General features: G+C 69.3%; 22 protein-coding genes and 1 pseudogene. 12 read left to right on the top strand and 11 right to left on the bottom strand.

What is annotated here, in order from left to right:
• Positions 1-84 precede the first annotated feature (84 nt).
• From FHG54_RS13510 to FHG54_RS13500, 3 genes are read left to right on the top strand one after another with little or no spacing between them, the layout of a single operon-like run.
• A complete protein-coding gene (locus FHG54_RS13510) occupies positions 85-651 on the top strand; it encodes a LemA family protein (RefSeq protein ID WP_139417730.1) in 567 nt (188 codons plus the stop codon).
• A gap of 9 nt (positions 652-660) precedes the next feature.
• Positions 661-1,536 carry a M48 family metalloprotease gene (locus tag FHG54_RS13505; RefSeq protein ID WP_139417729.1) on the top strand — a complete coding sequence of 292 codons (876 nt, stop codon included), beginning with the start codon at positions 661-663 and terminating at the stop codon, positions 1,534-1,536.
• Positions 1,537-1,589: 53 nt separating this feature from the next.
• Positions 1,590-2,318, top strand: a complete 729-nt coding sequence (locus tag FHG54_RS13500; protein ID WP_139417728.1) for an HAD family hydrolase — start codon at positions 1,590-1,592, stop codon at positions 2,316-2,318.
• Here the strand turns inward: FHG54_RS13500 and FHG54_RS13495 are convergent.
• Positions 2,230-3,471, bottom strand: coding sequence for a winged helix-turn-helix domain-containing protein (locus FHG54_RS13495; protein WP_139417727.1), 1,242 nt, complete (start codon positions 3,469-3,471; stop codon positions 2,230-2,232). The two genes, FHG54_RS13500 and FHG54_RS13495, sit on opposite strands and share 89 nt — an antisense overlap.
• Before the next feature lie 105 nt (positions 3,472-3,576).
• Between FHG54_RS13495 and FHG54_RS13490 the strand changes: the two genes are divergently transcribed.
• The gene (locus tag FHG54_RS13490; RefSeq protein ID WP_139417726.1) at positions 3,577-4,797 is read left to right on the top strand and encodes an AI-2E family transporter; all 1,221 of its coding nucleotides are present in this window, start codon (positions 3,577-3,579) and stop codon (positions 4,795-4,797) included.
• Positions 4,798-4,801: 4 nt separating this feature from the next.
• Positions 4,802-6,046 carry a threonine ammonia-lyase gene (gene ilvA, locus FHG54_RS13485; protein WP_198165943.1) on the top strand — a complete coding sequence of 415 codons (1,245 nt, stop codon included), beginning with the start codon at positions 4,802-4,804 and terminating at the stop codon, positions 6,044-6,046.
• Positions 6,047-6,082: 36 nt separating this feature from the next.
• Here ilvA and greA read toward each other — a convergent pair whose 3' ends face one another.
• The gene (gene greA / locus FHG54_RS13480) at positions 6,083-6,574 is read right to left on the bottom strand and encodes a transcription elongation factor GreA (RefSeq protein ID WP_139417725.1); all 492 of its coding nucleotides are present in this window, start codon (positions 6,572-6,574) and stop codon (positions 6,083-6,085) included.
• Positions 6,575-6,693: 119 nt separating this feature from the next.
• Entirely contained in the window at positions 6,694-7,104 is a 411-nt protein-coding gene (locus FHG54_RS13475) for a DUF4307 domain-containing protein (RefSeq protein WP_168197181.1), read from the bottom strand.
• A 114-nt stretch (positions 7,105-7,218) separates the two neighbouring features.
• Here FHG54_RS13475 and FHG54_RS13470 point away from each other — a divergent pair, with 114 nt between their 5' ends.
• The gene (locus tag FHG54_RS13470) at positions 7,219-7,545 is read left to right on the top strand and encodes a hypothetical protein (protein WP_139417723.1); all 327 of its coding nucleotides are present in this window, start codon (positions 7,219-7,221) and stop codon (positions 7,543-7,545) included.
• 19 nt (positions 7,546-7,564) lie between these two features.
• On the opposite strand, the gene trhA is transcribed toward FHG54_RS13470, so the two are convergent.
• The gene (gene trhA, locus FHG54_RS13465) at positions 7,565-8,368 is read right to left on the bottom strand and encodes a PAQR family membrane homeostasis protein TrhA (protein ID WP_139417722.1); all 804 of its coding nucleotides are present in this window, start codon (positions 8,366-8,368) and stop codon (positions 7,565-7,567) included.
• Between the two features lie 73 nt (positions 8,369-8,441).
• Between trhA and FHG54_RS13460 the strand changes: the two genes are divergently transcribed.
• From FHG54_RS13460 to FHG54_RS13450, 3 genes are all read left to right on the top strand, one after another.
• The gene (locus FHG54_RS13460) at positions 8,442-9,227 is read left to right on the top strand and encodes an isoprenyl transferase (protein WP_139417721.1); all 786 of its coding nucleotides are present in this window, start codon (positions 8,442-8,444) and stop codon (positions 9,225-9,227) included.
• Between the two features lie 85 nt (positions 9,228-9,312).
• On the top strand, positions 9,313-10,431 hold the full coding sequence (locus tag FHG54_RS13455) for an aminotransferase class V-fold PLP-dependent enzyme (protein ID WP_139417720.1): 1,119 nt from the start codon (positions 9,313-9,315) through the stop codon (positions 10,429-10,431).
• A gap of 207 nt (positions 10,432-10,638) precedes the next feature.
• Positions 10,639-11,985 (top strand): PhoH family protein, encoded by a 1,347-nt coding sequence (locus FHG54_RS13450; RefSeq protein WP_232331541.1) that lies wholly within the window; start codon positions 10,639-10,641, stop codon positions 11,983-11,985.
• A 212-nt stretch (positions 11,986-12,197) separates the two neighbouring features.
• Here the strand turns inward: FHG54_RS13450 and FHG54_RS13445 are convergent, their stop codons facing one another.
• From FHG54_RS13445 to xseA, 5 genes are all read right to left on the bottom strand, one after another.
• Positions 12,198-13,568, bottom strand: a complete 1,371-nt coding sequence (locus FHG54_RS13445) for a class II fumarate hydratase (protein ID WP_233437916.1) — start codon at positions 13,566-13,568, stop codon at positions 12,198-12,200.
• 98 nt (positions 13,569-13,666) lie between these two features.
• Positions 13,667-14,308, bottom strand: coding sequence for a carbonic anhydrase (locus FHG54_RS13440; protein WP_139418467.1), 642 nt, complete (start codon positions 14,306-14,308; stop codon positions 13,667-13,669).
• A 25-nt stretch (positions 14,309-14,333) separates the two neighbouring features.
• The gene (locus FHG54_RS13435; RefSeq protein WP_139417719.1) at positions 14,334-14,975 is read right to left on the bottom strand and encodes a DUF4245 domain-containing protein; all 642 of its coding nucleotides are present in this window, start codon (positions 14,973-14,975) and stop codon (positions 14,334-14,336) included.
• The gene (locus FHG54_RS13430) at positions 14,975-15,223 is read right to left on the bottom strand and encodes an exodeoxyribonuclease VII small subunit (RefSeq protein WP_139417718.1); all 249 of its coding nucleotides are present in this window, start codon (positions 15,221-15,223) and stop codon (positions 14,975-14,977) included. The genes FHG54_RS13435 and FHG54_RS13430 overlap by 1 nt, the downstream gene beginning before the upstream one ends.
• 1 nt (position 15,224) lies before the next feature.
• Positions 15,225-16,478: an exodeoxyribonuclease VII large subunit gene (gene xseA, locus FHG54_RS13425; RefSeq protein WP_139417717.1), complete on the bottom strand. Its 1,254-nt coding sequence runs from the start codon at positions 16,476-16,478 to the stop codon at positions 15,225-15,227.
• An 88-nt stretch (positions 16,479-16,566) separates the two neighbouring features.
• Between xseA and FHG54_RS13420 the strand changes: the two genes are divergently transcribed.
• Positions 16,567-17,607: a 4-hydroxy-3-methylbut-2-enyl diphosphate reductase gene (locus FHG54_RS13420; protein WP_139418466.1), complete on the top strand. Its 1,041-nt coding sequence runs from the start codon at positions 16,567-16,569 to the stop codon at positions 17,605-17,607.
• A gap of 32 nt (positions 17,608-17,639) precedes the next feature.
• Here FHG54_RS13420 and FHG54_RS13415 read toward each other — a convergent pair whose 3' ends face one another.
• Positions 17,640-18,284: a DUF6264 family protein gene (locus FHG54_RS13415; RefSeq protein ID WP_139417716.1), complete on the bottom strand. Its 645-nt coding sequence runs from the start codon at positions 18,282-18,284 to the stop codon at positions 17,640-17,642.
• 7 nt (positions 18,285-18,291) lie between these two features.
• A complete protein-coding gene (fbaA, locus tag FHG54_RS13410) occupies positions 18,292-19,323 on the bottom strand; it encodes a class II fructose-bisphosphate aldolase (RefSeq protein WP_139417715.1) in 1,032 nt (343 codons plus the stop codon).
• Positions 19,324-19,349: 26 nt separating this feature from the next.
• Here fbaA and FHG54_RS16970 point away from each other — a divergent pair.
• Both FHG54_RS16970 and FHG54_RS16965 read left to right on the top strand, forming a co-directional pair.
• A pseudogene (locus tag FHG54_RS16970) lies at positions 19,350-19,808 on the top strand (fructose-bisphosphatase class II); the annotation flags it as partial.
• A gap of 167 nt (positions 19,809-19,975) precedes the next feature.
• Positions 19,976-20,512 carry a fructose-bisphosphatase class II gene (locus tag FHG54_RS16965; protein WP_338025682.1) on the top strand — a complete coding sequence of 179 codons (537 nt, stop codon included), beginning with the start codon at positions 19,976-19,978 and terminating at the stop codon, positions 20,510-20,512.
• The last annotated feature ends 13 nt before the right edge of the window (positions 20,513-20,525 follow it).

The following is a 20,525-nucleotide window of genomic DNA, read 5'->3' as shown; positions in this document are numbered from 1 at the left end:
CATGGGAAGCCCAGCTCGCACCGAGGGTTGCTCGGTACACTCGACCTCACAGCAAACATCGCTCAGCGCTTAGGAGTCCGTGCCATGGAATGGCTCATCCCCGTCATCATCGTCGTCGCGCTCGTGGTGATCATCGGCATCTACCTCTGGGCGACCTACAACTCCCTCGTCACGCTGAACGTGCGGGTCGACGAGGCGTGGAGCGACATCACGGTGCAGCTGAAGCGTCGTGCCGACCTGATCCCGAACCTCATCGAGGCGGTCAAGGGCTACGCCGCGCACGAGAGATCGGTCTTCGAGTCCGTCACGAAGGCGCGCGCCGAGACGTTGTCGGCGCAGGGCCCGGCCGAAGCCGGTGCCGCCGAGAACCACATGCAGCAGGCGTTGAAGTCGATCTTCGCGGTCGCAGAGGCGTACCCGCAGCTGCAGGCCAGCCAGAACTTCCTGCAGCTGCAGGCCGAGCTCGTCGACACCGAAGACAAGATCCAGGCGTCCCGACGGTTCTACAACGGCGGCGTGCGCGAGCTCAACACGAAGATCAAGGTCTTCCCGAACACCCTGTTCGTGCGCGGCCTCGGCTTCCACGAGCGCGACTTCTTCGAAGTCACGGAGCCCGCGGCGATCGCAGAACCGCCGCGCGTGCAGTTCTAAGGGTCGGCGTTGTACCGCGCGATAGCCAAGAACAAGCGCAACACGGTCTTCATCATCCTGTTCTTCCTCGCCATCATCGGCGGGCTGGGATGGCTGGCGGCGGCGATCTACCAGAACATCACGATCGTCATCGTGACCGTGGTGATCGCGAGCGCGTACGCGCTGTTCCAGTACTTCACGGCCGACCGGCAGGCGCTCTCGATGTCGGGAGCGGTCGAGCTGCACTCGAAGGCCGATCACCCGCGTCTCTGGCGCACCGTCGAGAACCTCTCGATCACGACCGGCACCCCGATGCCGCGCGTGTTCGTCATCTCAGACCCCGCGCCCAACGCCTTCGCGACCGGCCGTGACCCCGAGCACGCGGTGGTCGCAGCGACGACCGGCCTCCTCGAGATCATGGACGACGCCGAGCTCGAGGGCGTCATGGCCCACGAGCTCGGCCACGTGCGCAACTACGACATCCGGCTCTCGATGATCGTGTTCGGCCTCGTCGTCGCCGTCGGCTTCATCTCCGACATGCTCGTGCGCATGGCGTTCTTCGGTCGCGGCAACAACAACGGCAACCCGATCGTCATGATCTTCGGTCTCGTCGCGATGCTCATCGCCCCGCTCGTCGCGAGCCTCGTGCAACTCGCCGTCTCTCGCCAGCGTGAATACCTCGCGGATGCCACGGGCGCGATGACCACCAGGCACCCCGACGCGCTCGCCAGCGCCCTCGAGAAGCTCGAAGCCTACGGGCGCCCCATGAAGCGGCAGAACTCGTCGATGGCGCACCTCTGGATCGCCGACCCGCTGAAGCCCGGCGTCATGGACAAGCTCTTCGCCACGCACCCTCCGATCGCCGAGCGCATCAAGCGACTCGAGCAGATGGGCGGCGCGTTCTAGGCTGTGCGAGCCCGGGCGGCAGGTGCCGCCCGGAGCGGTAGTGTGGTCGCGCGATGTCAGATCACCACGCCCCGTTCTCCGCCGTGCTCTTCGACTGCGACGGAGTTCTCGTCGACTCCGAGCCCATCACCAACCGAGTCCTGCACGGGATGCTGCACGAGCTCGGCTGGGAGATCACCGACGAGGAGTGCGTCAGGCGCTTCATCGGGCGTGGGCTGAAAGACGAGTGGCGGATCATCGAGCAGCACACCGGTGTTCGCATCGACGAGGCATGGCTCGACGAGTTCCGAGAACGACGGAACGAGGCACTGCGCGGCGGGCTGGAGGCCGTCGACGGAATCTTCGAGGCGATCGAGGGGGTTCGCGAGCGGGTCGGCGATCGCTTCGCGTGCGTGACCGGCGCCGACCGTGCGAAGGTCGAGTTCCAGCTCCGTGCGACCGGGCTCGACAGGGCGTTCGGGAACCGGGTCTTCAGCGGCATGGAGGTCGCGCGAACCAAGCCGGCTCCCGATGTCTACCTCGCGGCGGCCGACTCGCTCGGCGTCGATCCGGCAACGGTGGCCGTGGTCGAGGACTCGGTCGCGGGCGTGACCGCCGGGGTCGCAGCGGGTGCGTCGGTGTTCGGCTTCACCCCGGACGGCCCGACGAGCACGTCACCGGCGGCACTGGTCGCGGCCGGCGCCGTGACGACGTTCACGGCCATGGGTGAGCTGCCGTCGCTGCTGGATCGTCTGCGCCGAGCTCGGCAGCAAGGGCAGGGGAGAGGTCACCCCGCCCGGTGACGGTCACGTCGTCGAGACCCTGCCAGGCGGCTGCTCGCCACAGCACCGGCACGAGCCGTGCTGCGGTGTCGGCCGGCGCCCCCGGCTCGGCCCAGGCCGACTGCACGCGCAGTACCCCGGCCTGCCGGTCGCTCTTCAGGTCGACCCGACCGACCACGCGGTCGTCCATGAGCACGGGCAGCGAGTAGTACCCGAACTTGCGGTCGGGCTCGGGCGTGTAGATCTCGATGCGGTAGTGGAAGTCGAACAGCCGCTCGGTGCGCGGACGGAACCACACGACCGGGTCGAACGGCGAGAGCACCGCGGCGGTCTCGATGCGGCGCGGCCGCTTCGCGTCGCGATGCAACCAGGCCGGTGTCTGACGCGCCCCGGTCTTCCACCCGGGAACCTCGACCGGCAGCAGCACTCCGGCCTCTTCGAGCTCGGTGATGGCCTGCCGCACGGGGGCACGCTTCATGCGCCAGTAGTCGGCGAGATCGGCCTCGGTCGCAATGCCCTGAGCGGATGCCGCGAGCGCCACGAGCTCTCGCACCGCGTCGGCCTCGGGCGGGGCGGTGTCGAGCAGTTCGCCGGGCAGCGCCTGCTCGGGCAGCGCGTAGACGCGTTCGAAACGTCGCCGCTCGACGCACACGACGTCGCCGGTGCGGAACATCATCTCGAGCGTGCGCTTGACGTCGGACCAGCCCCACCACGGCCCCCGTCGTTCGTTGGCGTCGTGCTCGATCTCGCTCGCCCGCATGGGGCCGTTCGCCGCGAGTTCGGCCCTGAGCCACTCGGCCAGCGGGGCGTCTTGAGCGACCCACCCGCCCCAATCGCTGCCATTGGCACGGAACGCCGCGCGGCGGAAGTGGAAGAGCGGCCAGAGCTCACGGGGGATGAAGGCGGCCTGGTGCGCCCAGTACTCGACCATGCGCCCCCGGCGCCCGGTGGTGATGCGGTCGAGCGCGGCGCGGTCATAGGCGCCGACCCGGCTGAACGCCGGCAGGTAGTGGCTGCGCTCGAACACGTTGACCGAGTCGATCTGCAGCAGGGAGAGTCGATCGATGACCCCGTTGACGGCGCGTGTGCCGGGGGCCGCGGGGAGCGGGCGCGCGAACCCCTGCGCGGCCAGTGCGATGCGGCGGGCGAGGGCTGTACTGACGATGTCGACCATTTGCCGTCGACGATAGCGGGAACGACCGACACTGCCGGAAACGGTGAGCCCGCGGCATCCGCTGCCCATGCGGCCCCGGCCATATGCCCCGCCTAGACTGGGACGATGACAGACCCCTCGGCGCGGAAACGACGCCGGTTGTCGCGCACGTCGACGACGTCACCGGCCGCGCAGCGGCCGGAGGCCGCCCCGCGCGACGTCACGGGCAGCATTCCGTTCGGGGTGCGGCTCGCGGCCGGTTGGTCGTGGCGGCTGCTGCTCATCGGCGGCGTGCTCGCCGTGCTGGTCTTCCTGATCATCCAGCTGCGGCTCATCGTCATCCCGATCCTCGTCGCCGTGCTCGTCGGCGCGCTGCTCGTGCCGTTCTCGGGCTTCCTGCAGAAGCACCGCTGGCCGAAGTGGCTCTCCGTCACGGCCGCGATGCTCTCCGCCCTCATCGTGGTCGGGGGCCTCCTCACCCTCGGAATCTCGCAGATCGTGCGGGGCTCAGACGAGCTCGCAGCGCAGTCGCTCGTCGCCTGGGACGCATTCCGGGAGTGGCTGCTCGAGGGGCCGCTGCATATCACCGAGCAGCAGCTCAACGACGTCGTCGCGCAGGTGATCAGCTCGGTGCAGCAAGACAGCGGCCTGCTCGTGAGCGGAGCGCTCTCGCTGAGCTCGAGCCTCGGCCACTTCCTGGCGGGCATGCTCCTCGCGCTGTTCGCGACGCTCTTCATCCTCATCGACGGTCGCAGCATCTGGAACTGGATCGTCGGCATCTTCCCGCGCCGGGGGCGCGCGGCGATCGACGCCGCGGGCCAGGCCGGCTGGGCCACCCTCGGCAACTTCGTGCGGGTGCAGATCCTCGTCGCCACGATCGATGCGATCGGCATCGGCCTCGGTGCCTTCTTCCTCGGCCTGCCGCTCGCCGTGCCGATCGCCATCCTCGTCTTCCTCGGTTCGTTCATCCCGATCGTCGGAGCCGTGGTCACGGGCGCGCTCGCGGTCTTCGTCGCGCTCGTCTACAACGGCCCCGTCATCGCGCTCGTGATGCTCGGCATCGTGCTGCTCGTGCAGCAGGTCGAGGGTCATGTACTGCAGCCGCTCATCATGGGCACCGCCGTGAAGGTGCATCCGCTCGGCGTCGTTGTCGCCGTCGCGACGGGATCGCTCCTCGCCGGCATCCCCGGCGCCCTGTTCGCCGTGCCGGTCGCCGCCGTCCTGAACGTCATGATCCTCTCGGTCGCGAGCGGGTCGTGGAAGAACGACGCCGATCCGCCGCCGCCGGTGCGATCGGCGCTCTGGCGCACGGTGCCGCAACGCCCCGCCTACACACGAGGAGAATGAGCCAGTGACGACCACGACCACGATCGCAGGGCCCGGCCTCGACGATTTCGAGCGCGCCCGTGCGATCGTGTCGGCCGTCGCCCGCCAGACGCCGATGGAGTCGTCCCGATTCCTCGCGAGACAGCTCGGCGTACCCGTCTACCTGAAGTGCGAGAACCTGCAGCGCACGGGCTCCTACAAGCTCCGCGGCGCCTATCACCGCATCGCGGCGCTGACCGAGGCGGAGCGTGCTCGCGGGGTCGTGGCCGCCTCTGCCGGCAACCACGCCCAGGGCGTGGCGTTCGCCGCCCGCGAGCTCGGCATCAGCGCGACCATCTTCATGCCGGTCGGCGTCGCGCTGCCGAAACTCGAGGCGAGCCGTGCCTACGGCGCCGATGTCGTGCTTCGCGGCGACTCGGTCGGTGAGACGCTCGAAGCGGCGGCCGCGTTCGCCGACGAGACCGGGGCCGTCATCATTCCGCCGTTCGACCACCCCGACGTGATCGCAGGCCAGGGCACGCTCGGTCTCGAGATCCTCGAGCAGACCCCTGATGTCGCGACCATCGTCGTGCCGATCGGCGGGGGAGGCCTGGCCGCGGGCATCGCGAGCGCCGTCAAGCAGCGTGCTGCGCAGCTCGGGCGGACGATCCGCGTCATCGGGGTGCAGGCTGAGAACGCGGCGCCGTACGTGGCATCCCTGGCGGCGGGTTCCCCGCAGCGGGTGCCCGTCGTGCCGACGATCGCCGACGGCATCGCCGTCTACCGACCCGGTGAGCTGAACTTCGAGATCATCCGCGAGGCGGTCGACGAGATCGTGACGGTCTCTGAAGACGACATCGCCCGCGCCCTCCTCGTGCTCCTCGAACGCGCGAAGCTCGTCGTCGAACCCGCCGGCGCGGTTTCAGTCGCCGCGATCATGACGGGCCAGATCGCCTCCGACGGGCCGGTGGTCGCCCTCCTGTCCGGCGGAAACATCGACCCCCTGCTCATGCAGCGCGTGATCGCGCACGGGCTCGCAGCATCCGACCGGTACCTCACGCTCGGCATCGGCCTGCCAGACCGCCCCGGCCAGCTCGCACGCATCGCCGAGCTCCTCGCCGAGGCGAACGCGAACGTCATCGAGGTATTGCACACCCGCCACGGGTCGGGACTGCAGATCTCGGAGGTCGAGCTCCAGCTCTCGGTCGAGACGCGCGGGCCCGAGCACCGCACCGAGGTCGTCGAGGTGCTGCGGCGAGCGGGATACGAGCCCGTCGTCTACAACGAGTAGTCGGCCGCAGCGCAGCTCACGTCGGGCGCCGACCGACTACTGGCCGCCCCAGGTCTCGACGCCAGTGACCTCGACCGCGATCTCGCGACCGTTCGGCGCGGTGTAGCTGGTCTTCTCGCCGATCTTCAGGCCGAGGATCGCTGCACCGAGCGGGCTCTGCTCGCTCCAGACATCGAGCTCGGAGTCGCCCGCGATCTCGCGGCTGCCGATGAGGAAGGTCTCTTCGTCACCGGCGATGATCGCGGTGATGACGGTTCCGGCCTCGACGACGCCAGTGGACTCCGGAGCGTCGCCGACCTCGGCGGTGCGGAGCAGCTCCTTGAGCTGACGGATGCGCGCCTCCATCTTGCCCTGCTCGTCTTTGGCGGCGTGGTAGCCGCCGTTCTCCTTGAGGTCGCCCTCCTCGCGCGCGGCTTCGATGCGCTTGGCGATCTCTTCGCGGCCGTTGGTGGAGAGCTGCTCGATCTCCGCTGCGAGGCGGTCGTAGGCCTCTTGGGTGAGCCAGGTGACGGTGGCTTCCTGCGCCATGATGCACACTCCGTGTCTGGGTTGCCGGCCCGAGTCCGGCTTCCGGCGCGGCTGCATGTTCGCTGCCGCACGCCGGATAGACGTGACGCCCCGACGGTCGTCGGAGCGAATCTCTTATTTTAGGTGAGCCAGCATTCGTAAATCAAACCGGTGTTGGCCTCCTGAGCGACCCGCACCGTCTCGGTGAGCGTGCGGATGTGTCGTTCCGAAGCGGGAACCTCGATGACCTTCCAGCCGACGACGGTGAAATCCTCGTTGAGCGCCTGCACGACGCAGGCGGTTTCGTTGCCGGGCGGCACCGAGAGGTTCCAGCTGACCTCGACCGCGCGCTCGTCGTTCATGAGGCGGTGACCCGTGTCGGTGACCTCGATCTGCGGCTTCTGACCGTCGAGTCCGGCCCAGATCACCCAGGCGACGAGCACGATCGCGAAGGCGACGGCACCGCCGATGAGCAGCAGCCGGTCGCGGGTGCGATGCGAGCGGGTGCGCCCGTAGCGCGCGTCGAGCGCGTCGTGCTGGGGCGCAGTCACCGCGGGCTCCTCGGGGTCGATCGTCTAGGCTTGACCTCAAGCCTAACGCGCCACGTGAGGCTGAGAACCCGCCCGTGCAGGCGTGAATCCGTGCAAGCGTGAAAGAGAGTCCCGATGCTCGTTCTGCCCGCCCTGACCTTCCTGGCGCAAGACGAGGAGTTCGACCCCGACACGGTGACTCCCGGCATCTGGGGATTCGTGATCACGTTCCTCATCATGCTCGTGGTGCTGCTGCTGATCCTCGACATGGTCCGCCGCATCCGCCGTACGAACTACCGCATCGACGTGCGCGAGCGGCTCGCGGCCGAGGCGCGCGATGCCGAGATGGCCGAGGCCGACGGCCAGATGACGGATGCCTCGGGCGCGCTGCCGCCGGAAGACCAGGGCTCCTCCGAGCCCCGACCGTCCGATCAGGGCCCCGACGAGGCATCCGCTCGCTGATCGAGGTCTCGCGAGACGCTCAGCCGGCGTGGAAGACCGGCGCGATCGCGATCAGCAGGGTCGCCGTCCAGTGGCACATGAAGGCGAGCACCGTGCAGGTGTGGAAGATCTCGTGGAAGCCGAAGACCCCGGGCCACGGGTTGGGTCTCTTGAGTGCGTAGACGATCGCGCCGCCCGTGTAGAGCAGGCCGCCGACGATCACGAGCACCATCATCGCGGCATTCGCGGCGAGCAGGTCGCCGAGGTACATGACGGCCGCCCAGCCGAGCAACAGGTAGAGCGCGACGTAGAGCCACCGCGGTGCACCGATCCAGAACACGCGGAAGCCGATGCCTGCGAGCGCGCCCGCCCAGACGATGCCGAGCAGCAGCCAGCCCTTGTCGGGCGGAAGGGCGAGGATCGCGAGCGGCGTGTAGGTGCCCGCGATGAGCAGGAAGATGTTGGCGTGGTCGATGCGCTTCAGCAGGAGCTTGGTCTTCGGCTGCCAGTCGAATCGGTGGTAGAGCGCCGAGTTGCCGAAGAGCAGCATCGACGAGAGCACGAAGACGGCGGAGGCCCACTTCGCAGGGGCGCCCTCGGCGAGCACGATGAGCACGATGCCCGCCGCGATCGTCACGGGGAAGGTGCCGGCGTGGATCCAGCCACGCCAGCTCGGCTTGACCTCTTCGGCGTGGGAGAGCGAGTCGTCGAGCAGCGGGATGTTCGGCAGGTCGGAGCCGTGCTCGTCACGCGTGACCGCGAGGTCGCTCGGGTCGTCCTCGGCGACGGGGCGAGAGAGGTCTTCCACGGCATCGCGTGATGCGTGGCGGCGCTTCGAGGTCATGGTCACAGCGTAAGACCTCGCCGGTCACGGCCGGCTGTGAGCGTCGGATGCGCCGGAGGGGTAGCGTAGTCCCGTGCAGACGAGCGATCAGCCCCTCGGTCGCGGCATCCTCTACCGCCTCTATCAGAACCGGCTCCGGCGCGGACTCGACCCCGAGGCCATGCCGCGTCATGTCGCGATGATCATCGACGGCAACCGGCGCTGGGCGAAGCAGCTCGGTTACGACACCGCTGCCCACGGGCACCGTGCGGGTGCGGCGAAGATGCGCGAGTTCCTCGAATGGTGCGACGACGCCGGCATCCAGACGGTCACGCTCTACCTGCTCTCGAGCGACAACCTCGGCAACCGGCCCAGCGCCGAGCTCGCCGACCTCATCGAGATCATCGCCGAACTCGCCGAGGAGCTCTCGCACTACCGCGACTGGCGCGTACAGCATGTCGGGTCGGATACCGGTCTCCCCGAGCCGCTCGTCGCGGCGCTCGATGCCGCAGAGCACCGAACCGCCGACAAGCGCGGCCTGCACGTGAACCTCGCCGTCGGCTACGGCGGCCGCAAGGAGATCACCGACGCGATGCGTTCGATCGTCGCGTCGCACCACGCCGAGGGCCGCAGCCTCGAAGACCTCGCGGAGCGGCTGACGCCCGACCTCATCGGCGAGCACCTCTACACCGGCGGGCAGCCCGACCCCGATCTCGTCATCCGCACCTCGGGCGAGCAGCGGCTCAGCGACTTCATGCTCTGGCAGTCGGCGCACAGCGAGTTCTACTTCGTCGAGGCACTCGGCCCCGACCTCCGCAAGGTCGACTTCCTGCGCGCCCTTCGCGACTACACCAGACGCCATCGCAGATTCGGCGGATGACCCGGACCGCCATGTTCCGGCAGACGCTGTCCGCCGATCGACCCAGACTCGATCGACTCAGCCTCGACGAAAGGGGTACGCACACGTGACCATCGACGATTTCACCTCGGGGTTCACCCAGGAACCGGGCTACCTCGACTACGGCCGGGTGGGCCCGCTCTCGACGGACGCGGCCGAGGAGTCGCTCGTCTTCATCCAGCTGCTGCAGCGTGCCCGTCACGGCAGCCTCGACGAATTCGATGAGCAGGACGCGCGGGTGCGAGCCGCGGCGTCGGCCGTGACGGGGTTCCCGGCCGACCGCATCGTGTTCCAGTCCAACACGACGACGGGCATCATGCATGCGATGTTCGGCCTCACCGGCGGCGTGCTGCTGTCGGCCGGCGAGTTCCCGAGCCTGCCGATCGCGGCGGTGCGGGCGCAGGAGGCGCTGCACACCGTGCAACCGGTGTGGCTCGAGACCGACCACGGCAAGGTGACCCCCGGGCAGATCCGCCGGCAGCTCGAATCGAATGTCGCCGCAGTCGCGGTGAGCCTCGTCGATTCACGCTCGGGCTATCTCTGCGACATCGAGGGCATCAGGCAGGTCATCGGCGATCGACTGCTGATCGTCGATGCGATCCAGGGCTTCGGTGTCGTCGACGCTCCGTGGGAGGTCGCCGACGTCGTGCTGACCGGTGGCCAGAAGTGGTGCCGCGCGGGCTGGGGCACCGGGTTCATGGCACTCTCTGCGCGAGCGCTCGAGCAGCTGACACCGGTGTTCTCGGGTTTCACGGGCACCGAGACGGAGGAGCCATGGGGCGAGGTGCCGCCGCCGGCGTCCGACGCGCGCGCCTTCCGTATCTCGAACCCCGACCCGGTCGCCGAGGCCCGGTTCGCCGCGAGTCTCGAGGAGATCGCAGACGTCGGCGTCGCCGAGATCAACGCCGCGATGGCCGTGCGGGTCAGCCAGACCATCGAGCTCGCCGACGAGTTCGCGATCGCCGTCGTCTCTTCGCGCGACGAGCGCGAGCGCGCGGGCATCGTGGTGCTCGAACCACCGGCCGAGCAGGTCACCCTGCTCACCGCCTCGCTGCACAACCACGGCGTCACGGCGACGATGCGGCAGGGGCGGATCCGGCTCTCGGTGCACGCCGCGACCTCCGAGGAGACGCTCGAGATGCTGCGCGCCGCGTTCGTCTCCTACGCCACGGCGGCGAGCTACTGATACGCGTCGACGGACTCGGGCACGTGGCATCCGCTGTTCGAATGTGAACGGGAGATGACCTGCCGCGTGTCGCTTCCCGCGTTCTCGCGAGACGGACGTAGGTTCGGCTCAACAGGTAAATCATCTGTTCGAGTCGGCTCGTGAACCGCTCGTGGGAGGATCACCGCCGGCGCGGAATGCCGAGCTTTGCTCGGGGCGGGAGCTGGCGTGTCACTCTCTACCTCCAAGTCGACCGATCTCGCGGCGGGGGCCGCGGCAGCACAGCAGGAGCGCACGTACGTGCTCGACACCTCGGTGCTGCTCTCGGATCCGAAGGCACTGTTCCGCTTCGACGAGCACGCCGTCGTGCTGCCCGTCGTCGTGATCACGGAACTCGAGGCCAAGCGGAACGACCCCGAGATCGGGTACTTCGCCCGGCAGGCGCTGCGCATCCTCGATGAGCTGCGCATCGAGCACGAGCGACTCGACTTCCCGATCACGGTGGGCGACGGCGGATCCCTCCGCGTCGAACTGAACCACACCGACCAGAGCGTGCTGCCGTCGGGTCTGCGGCTCTCCGACAACGACTCCCGCATCCTCGCGTGTGCGCTCAACCTCGCGAGCGAGGGCCTTGCAGTGACGGTCGTGTCGAAAGATCTGCCGCTGCGCGTGAAGGCCGCCTCGATCGGCCTCGACGCCGCGGAGTATCGGCACGAGCTCGCGATCGACTCGGGCTGGAACGGCATGGCCGAACTCGACCTCGGCTCGGTCGACATGGCCAAGCTCTACGAGCAGGAGCGACTGACGGTCGGCGCCGATCTCGAGCAGCCGATCAACACGGGGCTCGTCATCCATTCCGATCGGGGCTCCGCGCTCGGCCGGGTCGTCGGCGAGCGCGAGGTGCGGCTCGTGCGCGGCGACCGCGAGGTCTTCGGACTGCACGGGCGCTCGGCCGAGCAGCGGCTCGCGATCGACCTGCTGCTCGACCCCGAGATCGGCATCCTCTCGCTCGGCGGGCGCGCGGGCACCGGCAAGTCGGCGCTCGCGTTGTGCGCCGGACTCGAGGCGGTGCTCGAACGGCAGCAGCACAAGAAGATCATGGTGTTCCGCCCGCTGTACGCGGTCGGCGGCCAGGAGCTCGGATACCTGCCGGGCGACCAGGGCGAGAAGATGAACCCCTGGGGCCAGGCGGTGTTCGACACGCTGGGGTCGGTGGTCTCCGACAACGTCCTCGAAGAGGTCATCGACCGGGGCATCCTCGAGGTGCTGCCGCTCACGCACATCCGCGGTCGTTCGCTGCATGACGCGTTCGTGATCGTCGACGAAGCGCAGTCGCTCGAGCGGAACGTGCTGCTCACCGTTCTCTCCCGCATCGGCCAGAACTCGCGGGTGGTGCTCACGCACGACGTCGCCCAGCGCGACAATCTGCGGGTGGGCCGCCACGACGGCGTCGCCAGCGTGATCGAGACGCTGAAGGGGCATCCGCTCTTCGCCCACATCACGCTCAGTCGATCGGAGCGCTCGGCGATCGCGGCACTCGTCTCCGAGATGCTCGACGGCCACGAGTTGGCGTAGGAGCGCCACGGCGTCAGGGCGTTCGGGCGCCAGGCCGTTGGGGCGTCGATCGTTCGGGCGTCAGATCGTGGCAGCGCCAGGGGGTTTGTAGGACGATGACGGCAATGTAGGACGCCCGCACGTGGCGGCGTCCTACATTGCCGCGTTCGTCCTACAGTGTGCGATCGCGCGGCGATTCGCCCGGGGTGAGACGCGCGGCGATTCGCCCGGGGTCAGGCCTGCGGCGGGCGCGTCATCGACAGCAGGTCGAGGGCTGTGTCGAGTTGCTCGACCGTCAGGTCGCCGCGCTCGACGTGGCCGAGGGCGATCACGGCCTCGCGCACCGTGACGCCCTCTGCGACCGAGTGCTTCGCGATCTTCGCCGCCGCCTCGTAGCCGATGAGCTTGTTGAGCGGGGTCACGATCGACGGCGACATGCCGGCAAGGGCGGTCGTGCGGTCGACGTCGGCCTCGAGGCCGTCGATGGTCTTGTCGGCGAGCACTCGCACCGAGTTGGAGAGCAGGCGGATCGATTCGAGCAGCGCCGTGCCCATGACGGGAATCTGCACGTTGAGTTCGAAGGCTCCGGATGCCCCGGCCCACGCGATCGTCGCGTCGTTGCCGATGACGCGTGCGCACACCATGAGCACTGCCTCGGGAACGACGGGGTTGACCTTGCCGGGCATGATGGAGGAGCCGGGCTGCAGGTCGGGGATGCGCAGTTCGCCGAGACCGGTGTTCGGGCCGGAGCCCATCCAGCGGATGTCGTTCGCGATCTTCGTGAGGCTCACAGCGATCGTGCGCAGCGCGCCGGAGGCATCGACGAGTCCGTCGCGGTTGGCCTGGGCTTCGAAGTGGTCGGCGGCCTCGGTGATCGGGAGCTCGGTCTCGGCCTGCAGCAGTGAGATCACGAGCTGCGGAAAACCGGCCGGGGTGTTGATGCCGGTACCGACGGCCGTGCCGCCGAGCGGAACCTCGGCGACGCGGGGGAGGGCGGTGCGCACGCGCTCGATGCCGAGCCGAACCTGGCGGGCGTAGCCGCCGAACTCCTGGCCGAGCGTGACCGGGGTCGCGTCCATGAGGTGGGTGCGGCCGGCCTTCACGACGCCGGCCCACAGTGCGGCCTTCGCCTCGAGGGCGACGGCGAGATGGTCGAGCGCCGGGATGAGCTCGTCGATGAGTGCTGCGGTGACCGCGATGTGCACGGATGTCGGGAAGACGTCGTTCGACGACTGCGAGGCATTCACGTGGTCGTTGGGGTGCACCGCGCTGCCGAGCCGGCCCGTCGCGAGGGTGGCGAGCACCTCGTTCATGTTCATGTTCGACGAGGTGCCGGAGCCGGTCTGATACACGTCGACCGGGAAGTGCTCGGCGTAGTTGTGAACGCCGGCGATGACCTCGTCGGCGGCGCCTTCGATCGCCTCGGCAATGGCGGAGTCGAGCACGCCGAGCTGCGCGTTCGCCTGTGCGGCGGCCTTCTTGATGCGTGCGAGCGCCTGTATCTGCTGGGGCTCGAGGCCCGCGCCCGAGATCGGGAAGTTCTCGACGGCTCGCTGGGTCTGTGCCCGGTAGAGCGCCGATGCGGGCACCCGCACCTCGCCCATCGTGTCGTGCTCGATGCGATAGTCGGCGGCGTTGTCCACCACGGTGTGCTCCCCTTCGGTTCTGCGAGTGCCGGTCTGCGGCGTGCCGGGTGACGGCGTCAGATGCGGCCGATGACGATGTCGGTCTCGACGCGACCTTCGAACAGTCGGTAGTTCGCGCCGACGATAGCCAGCGTACCCGCTGCGATCGCGTCGCTGATCATCTCGGAACCGTCGACGAGCCCGGTGACGGTGTTGCGCAGGTGTTCGCGGCCGACGAATCCGGCGTCGACGTGCGCCGACTCGATGACCGCCCCGTCGTCGGCGCCGGCGACCTTGCGCACCGCCGGAACGATCGCTTCGACGAGGCCGGCGATGTGCGGGGGCAGGGGCGGCGCGTCGGCCGCCTGCGAGTCGATCGCGGCGCGCACTGCACCGCACTGGTCATGAGCGAGCACGATGATGAGCGGCACGTTCAGCAGGCCGACGGCGTACTCGAGCGAGCCGAGCGCCGATGGTGTCACCACCTGGCCGGCGTTGCGCACCACGAAGGCATCACCGAGGCCCACGTCGAAGATGATCTCGGCCGCGAGGCGTGAGTCGCTGCATCCGAAGACCGCGACGAGTGGGGCCTGGGTGTTGGCCAGCGCGGTACGGCGATCGATGTCTTGACGCGGATGCTCCGGTGCGCCCGCGGTGAACCGCTCATTGCCGCGTCGCAGCTCGCGCCACGTCTCCGCCGGCGTCGTGGGGCGATCAATCGGCTTCGGAGTCACGTCGTGCCTTTCAGTTCTGCTCGTCGATCGTCGGCGTGAGCGCCGACGCGAGGGTCTCGAATTCTTCGGGGGTCGCGGTGCCGAGCAGCACGAACGTGCTGTCGCCGGCTTCGGTGGTGAGACCGTACCTGGCGTTGCCCACGTCGTCGGTCGAGTCGCGGTTGTCGTAGACCGTCCAGGTGACTCCGTCGATCGTGGTGGTGCCCGCGGCGAGGGTGCGCTCGAGGAGCCCGGCCACCCAGGTCGGGTTCGCGTCGAGTCCCTGGAAGAAGCCGATGTACTCGTCTTCAGCGGTCAGGTAGCCCACGTACCATGCGGTCACCTCGTCGGTCTGGCTGACCCGGAGCTCGGCGGCGTTGGCGCGCCAGCCGCCGGGCAGGTCAGGCACGGCGAGCGGGTCGTTGCTCGCGACCTGGGCCTGCTGGGCGATGGATGCCACGTCGACATCGGGCTCGATGGGGGTGTCGCTGCGGGGGACGATCAGCACGATGAGGAGCATGACCGCGAGGCTCGCACCGAGCGCGAGCAGGAGGTTGCGCAGCGTCTGCCGTTGTCGGTGGTTGCGCGAGTTCTCCGCCTTGCGGGCAGACGTCTCTTCGGGGGTCTCGGGCCGGCCGAGTTCGGCGACCACCCGCGGCGGGCGGGTCGCCATCAGCGGGCACCGCCGTCGGCGGAAGCGCCCGGCGATGCGCCGGCGCGTGCGGCGTCGAGACGCGCCTTCGCACCGATCAGCCACTCCTCGCAGCGGGCGGCGAGGGCTTCACCGCGCTCCCACAGCGCGAGCGACTGCTCGAGCGTCGCCGAACCCTGTTCGAGCTCGCCGACGACCTGCACGAGTTCGTCGCGCGCCTGCTCGTAGCTCAGCTCGGAGACTTCCGCGGGGGTTGGCATGACGTCCATTCTATTCGGCATCGGCGACGCGGCTTTCGGCAGAGTGCACCGAGGGCACCGCCCCGCGGGAGACCGCGGCGAACGCGCCGTCGGCGAGCGTGACCGTGACCTCTGCGCCGTCGGGCGCCCCGGCCGGGCCCCGCACGACATGGCCGTCGTCGCCCTGCACGATCGCGTAGCCGCGGTCGAGCGTGGCCTGCGGCGAGAGGGCCCGCAGGTGCCCGCGCAGTTCGGCGACCCGGTGCGTCTGACGGTCGATCGTGCGCTCGACGAGTTCGGCTCCGCGCGCCACCCACCGGGTGAGGTCTTCGGCGCGTCGGTCGACGATCCACGAGGTCTCGGCGAGCGCCGGGCGTGAACGCAGGTGACCGATGCGGTCGATCTCGCGGGAGAGGATCGCCTGCAGTCGCATGCCGAGCCGTGCGCGGGCCTGCTCGACGCGCACGAGCTCTTCGTTGACGTCGGGCACCACTCGCTTCGCGGCATCCGTCGGGGTGGAGGCCCGCAGGTCGGCGACGTCATCGAGCAGCGGCCGATCGGCCTCGTGCCCGATCGCCGAGACGATGGGCGTGGATGCCGCGGCGGCCGCGCGCACGACGCGCTCGTCGCTGAACCCCAACAGGTTCTGGAAGTCGCCGCCTCCGCGCGCGACGATGATGACCTCGACCCGGGGGTCGGCGTCGAGCCGCTCGATCGCGGCCACGACCTCGGGCACCGTGCGGTCGCCCTGCACGGCGGCGTGCACGACTGTGAACTCGACGGCGGGCCAGCGCAGGCGGGCGTTGCGAAGCACGTCGTTCTCAGCGTCGCTGTCTTTGCCGGTGATGAGACCGATGACGCCCGGCAGGAAGGGCAGCCGGCGCTTGCGCGCCGCCTCGAACAGCCCTTCGGCCGTCAACTGTGCGCGCAGGCGCTCGAGGCGTTCGAGCAGATCGCCGAGGCCGACGTGCTTCAGTTCGAAGACCTGCATCGACAGCGAGCCGCCCTTGACCCACCAGTTCGGCTTCACGAGTGCGATGACCCGGTCGCCCTGCTTGAACTGTTCGGAGAACCGCGCGCGCACCGACGACCACACCTGGAATGACAGGGTCGCCGCGGCGTCGAGGTCTTTCAGTTTGCCGTAGACGTTGCCGCCGGAGACGCCCCACTGCGTGATCTCGCCCTCGACCCACACCGTGCCGAGCCGATCGATGTACTGCTTGAGGTTGCCGGAGAGGAGCGCGACCGGCCACGGAGCATCGCGTGTCGCCGGTGCATCCGTCATGTCTGGCCTCCCAGCCGTCAGTACGCTTCAGCCGCGTAGGATGGGCACCGTGACGAGCACTACGGACACCCCTCGAATCGGCCTCGGCATGCCAAGAGTTCCGGGCGTGCGCGGCCGGCTCAAGGATAACCCGGTCCCCGGACAGAAGCGGGTGCTGCTCGCTGCGCCGCGCGGCTACTGCGCCGGCGTCGACCGAGCCGTGATCGCCGTCGAGAAGGCGCTCGAGCACTACGGTGCCCCGGTGTACGTGCGCAAGCAGATCGTGCACAACATCCACGTCGTCACCGAACTCGAAGCGCTGGGTGCGATCTTCGTCGAAGAGGTCGACGAGGTGCCCGAGGGCGCCCACATCGTCTTCAGCGCGCACGGCGTCTCGCCGGCCGTCGTGAACTCCGCCGCCGACCGAGGCCTGCACGCGATCGACGCGACCTGCCCGCTCGTGACCAAGGTGCACCGCGAGGCCGTGCGCTTCGCACGCGACGACTTCGAGATCCTGCTGATCGGTCACGAAGGCCACGAAGAGGTCGAGGGAACGGCGGGCGAGGCGCCAGACCACGTGACGATCGTCAACAGCCCCGACGACGTCGACGACATCGAGGTGCAAGACCCCGACAAGGTCGTGTGGCTCTCGCAGACCACGCTCTCGGTCGACGAGACCATGGAGACCGTTCGCCGCCTGCGCGAGCGGTTCCCGAACCTGCAAGATCCGCCGAGTGACGACATCTGCTACGCCACCCAGAACCGCCAGGTCGCCATCAAGAAGGTCGCGCAAGACGCCGATCTCGTGATCGTGGTGGGTTCGGCCAACAGCTCGAACAGTGTGCGGCTCGTCGAAGTCGCGCTCGAGTACGGCGCGAAGGCGGCCTACCGGGTGGATTTCGCGAGCGAAGTCGAGCAGCAGTGGCTCGACGGCGTCGAGACGGTCGGCGTGACGAGCGGGGCATCCGTGCCGGAAGAGCTCGTGAGAGAGCTGCTCGATGCCCTCTCCGATGCCGGCTACGGAGAGGTCGCCGAGGTCAAGACGGCTGAAGAAGACCTGATGTTCTCGCTGCCGAAAGAGCTGCGCAAAGACCTCGCCGGCAAGACCGACGCTCGTGCGATCGGCGGGCGCAGCCGCGCGCAGCGCTGATTCCGCGCCTGACGAGATCCGGCTCGGCCGAGCTAGAGCTGAGCGGGCGTCAGCGACTGGAGGAAGCCGGGGTCGCTCGCGAACACGAGCATGCCGACGACCAGCACCACGACGAACGCCGCGACGCCGGCGAGAAGCGGGATCCACCACGCGGTGCGACCGGCGCGCAGGCGCGATCGTGACCAGAGCAGGGCTCCGATCCACAACACGACCTGCAGGGCGATGCCGACGAAGATGAACGTCGGCACGGCCGGGCCGGGAACGAAGTCGGCCGGAGCATCGACACCGAGCATCGACGCCGACAGCTTCGCCGACTCGAGGGCCGTCGACGGGAGCTGGAAGAGCACCAGGCCGTTGTAGAGCGCGCCGAACACTCCGAAGATGAGCAGCGTGATGGTCCACGCTCGGTCGACCGGGCGGGCCGACGCCGCGGGCGTTGAGGCAGGCGTTGCCGGTGCGGCGACGGGCGCCGCGATCGCGGGCTCGGTGCTGGCCGCCGCGCGCTCATCGACGGGCGGCGTCCACGTCCACCCTTCTGGGGCGTACTCGCCGTATTGCGGACGAGGCCGCTCGTCGCGGGACGCCGACGACGCGGCAGGCGGGGTCGCCGCCGTGCCGTGCGTCGCTGCGGTGTCGCCCGACTCGTCGGGCGTTCGAGCGGCCTCGTTCTGCGACATCCGTGCCTTATGCGCTGATCGACTGGGCAGCGGAGCCGAGCTGACGCGTCGACTCGCCGACGCGGGCGGCCATGGCGGTCTCGGCGACCTTGCCCCAGGCGCGCGGGTCGTACTGCTTCTTGTTGCCGACCGAACCGTCGACCTTCAGCACGCCGTCGTAGTTCTTGAACATGTAGTCGGCGATCGCACGCGTGTACGCGTACTGCGTGTCGGTGTCGATGTTCATCTTCACCACGCCGTTGGCGACGGCCTCGGCGATCTCGGCGTCGGTCGAGCCCGAGCCGCCGTGGAAGACGAGGTCGAGCGGCTTCGCGGCCGTGCCGTACTTCGCCTGCAGACCGTCTTGAATCTCTTTGAGGAGCGCCGGGCGCAGCTTCACATTGCCGGGCGCGTAGACGCCGTGCACGTTGCCGAAGGTGAGGGCGGCCATGTAGCGACCCTGCTCGCCGAGGCCGAGCGCCTCGACGGTCGCGATCGCGTCGTCGAGCGTGGTGTAGAGGGCCTCGTTCGATCCCTCGTGCTTGACGCCGTCTTCTTCGCCGCCGACGACGCCGATCTCGACCTCGAGCACGGCGTTGATCGCCTTCATGCGGGGGAGGATCTCCTGCGCGATCTCGAGGTTCTCGGTGAGCGGAACGGCCGAGCCGTCCCACATGTGGGACTGGAAGATCGGGTTGCGGCCGGCCTTGACCTCAGCCTCAGAAGCCTCGATGAGCGGGAAGACGAAGTCGGCGAGGGCGGGCTTCGGGCAGTGGTCGGTGTGCAGGGCGACCGTGATCGGGTAGCTCTTCGCGACCTCGTGTGCGAACTTCGCGAACGCCAGCGCGCCGGTGGCGCGAGCCTTGACGGTGTGCCCGGCGAAGTAGTCGGCGCCACCCGTCGTCACCTGGATGATGCCGTCGGAGCCCGCCTCGGTGAGGCCCTGCAGCACCGCGTTGAGCGTCTGCGAGGAGGAGACGTTGAACGCCGGGAACGCGAAGCCCTTGGCCTTCGCGGTGTCCAGCATCTCGGCGTACTGCTCGGGGGTGGCGATGGGCATGGTGCTCCTTCGAACGACGATGGGGTGTGACGTCGAGTCTACCGAGTTGCGAGGGTGACTCAGGATCACGGCAGGATGGGACGGTGCCGACTTCTGATGCCGCGTTCCCCGCGCCCGACGCCGCGCCGTTCCGCCGTGCGGTCGTCGCAGCCGCCGGCGCAGTCCTCCCGTTGCTCGGCTCGGGGAACGGCGATGCCGTCGATGCGATGGCGGTCGCTGCGATGCGGGCCGCACTCACCGGCGCCGCGGTCGACGGCCGCGTCGTCGTCGGCGAAGGGGAGAAGGACGACGCGCCGATGCTCCACCTCGGTGAGCGCTTCGGGGCAGGCCCGGCGGGCGCGGTGGCGGTCGGCGCGGTGGCGGCCGGCACGGTGGATGCGGCCGGTGCAGCGGGCCATCCCGCGATCGACATCGCAGTGGACCCGGTCGACGGCACGCGGCTCGCCGCGGCAGGTCTTCCGGGCGCGATGGCCGTGATCGCCGCCGTGCCGCGCGGCGGATTCTTCGACCTCGGCCCCGCGCACTACCTCGACAAGCTCGTCACCTGGGTGCCGGGCATCACCGCAGCGGATGCCTCGGCCGACGCGATCCTCGCGGCCGTGCCGTCGCTCGTGGCCCGGCGGCCGAGCTGCGCGGCGTCGCGCCGTCGGCCGTGCGAGTCGCCGTGCAGGACCGGCCCCCGGAACCGCGACCACATCGCCCGGTGCGTGCTGCGGGCGCCGCCGTCGAGGTGTTCGAGCACGGCGATGTCGAGCGGAGCCTGCGTGCACTGCACGGCGCCGCCGCGAGCGCTCGCGCTGCGGACGAACGCGAGCGCGGCGTTCCCGGCCTCGACGCGGTGATCGGCATCGGCGGCGCACCAGAAGGCGTCATCGTCGCAGCCGGCGCTCGGGCGCTCGGCGGCTCGATGCTCGCCCGGTTCGCGCCGCAGTCGGCCGGCGAGCGGAGCCGGGTGCTCGCCCACCTCGGTGGAGCCGGCCGGCCCGCGTTCGATGGCGTGTTCGACCTCGATGCGCTGTGCTCGACGCCAGCAGAGCTGCTCGTCGCGGCGGTCACCGACTGCGAGATCGGGATCCGGCTTCCCGGTGCGCGGGCGATGGCGGCGGGCGTGCGCGTGCACTGGTGGGCGGCCGGTGGCCGACACAGCGGATGGGCCGACCTGCTTGAGGCGCACCACTCCGGCACCTGAGGCGCATGCGCGA

Origin of the sequence: Agromyces laixinhei (genome assembly GCF_006337065.1) — a bacterium.
GTDB lineage: Bacteria > Actinomycetota > Actinomycetes > Actinomycetales > Microbacteriaceae > Agromyces > Agromyces laixinhei.
Note: the sequence above shows the minus strand (reverse complement) of the source record. Positions and strands in the feature narration are given on the sequence as shown.

Excerpts from the sequence above, each read along its gene's own strand:
- xseA (WP_139417717.1), bottom strand. The coding sequence starts at position 16,478 with ATGACGGATGCACCGGCGACACGCGATGCTCCGTGGCCGGTCGCGCTC.
- FHG54_RS13500 (WP_139417728.1), top strand. The coding sequence starts at position 1,590 with ATGTCAGATCACCACGCCCCGTTCTCCGCCGTGCTCTTCGACTGCGAC.
- FHG54_RS13415 (WP_139417716.1), bottom strand. The coding sequence starts at position 18,284 with ATGTCGCAGAACGAGGCCGCTCGAACGCCCGACGAGTCGGGCGACACC.
- FHG54_RS13510 (WP_139417730.1), top strand. The coding sequence starts at position 85 with ATGGAATGGCTCATCCCCGTCATCATCGTCGTCGCGCTCGTGGTGATC.
- FHG54_RS13495 (WP_139417727.1), bottom strand. The coding sequence starts at position 3,471 with ATGGTCGACATCGTCAGTACAGCCCTCGCCCGCCGCATCGCACTGGCC.
- fbaA (WP_139417715.1), bottom strand. The coding sequence starts at position 19,323 with ATGCCCATCGCCACCCCCGAGCAGTACGCCGAGATGCTGGACACCGCG.
- FHG54_RS13430 (WP_139417718.1), bottom strand. The coding sequence starts at position 15,223 with ATGGACGTCATGCCAACCCCCGCGGAAGTCTCCGAGCTGAGCTACGAG.
- FHG54_RS13445 (WP_233437916.1), bottom strand. The coding sequence starts at position 13,568 with ATGGGCGAGGTGCGGGTGCCCGCATCGGCGCTCTACCGGGCACAGACC.
- trhA (WP_139417722.1), bottom strand. The coding sequence starts at position 8,368 with ATGACCTCGAAGCGCCGCCACGCATCACGCGATGCCGTGGAAGACCTC.
- greA (WP_139417725.1), bottom strand. The coding sequence starts at position 6,574 with ATGGCGCAGGAAGCCACCGTCACCTGGCTCACCCAAGAGGCCTACGAC.
- FHG54_RS13435 (WP_139417719.1), bottom strand. The coding sequence starts at position 14,975 with ATGGCGACCCGCCCGCCGCGGGTGGTCGCCGAACTCGGCCGGCCCGAG.
- FHG54_RS13470 (WP_139417723.1), top strand. The coding sequence starts at position 7,219 with ATGCTCGTTCTGCCCGCCCTGACCTTCCTGGCGCAAGACGAGGAGTTC.
- FHG54_RS13490 (WP_139417726.1), top strand. The coding sequence starts at position 3,577 with ATGACAGACCCCTCGGCGCGGAAACGACGCCGGTTGTCGCGCACGTCG.
- FHG54_RS13420 (WP_139418466.1), top strand. The coding sequence starts at position 16,567 with ATGCCAAGAGTTCCGGGCGTGCGCGGCCGGCTCAAGGATAACCCGGTC.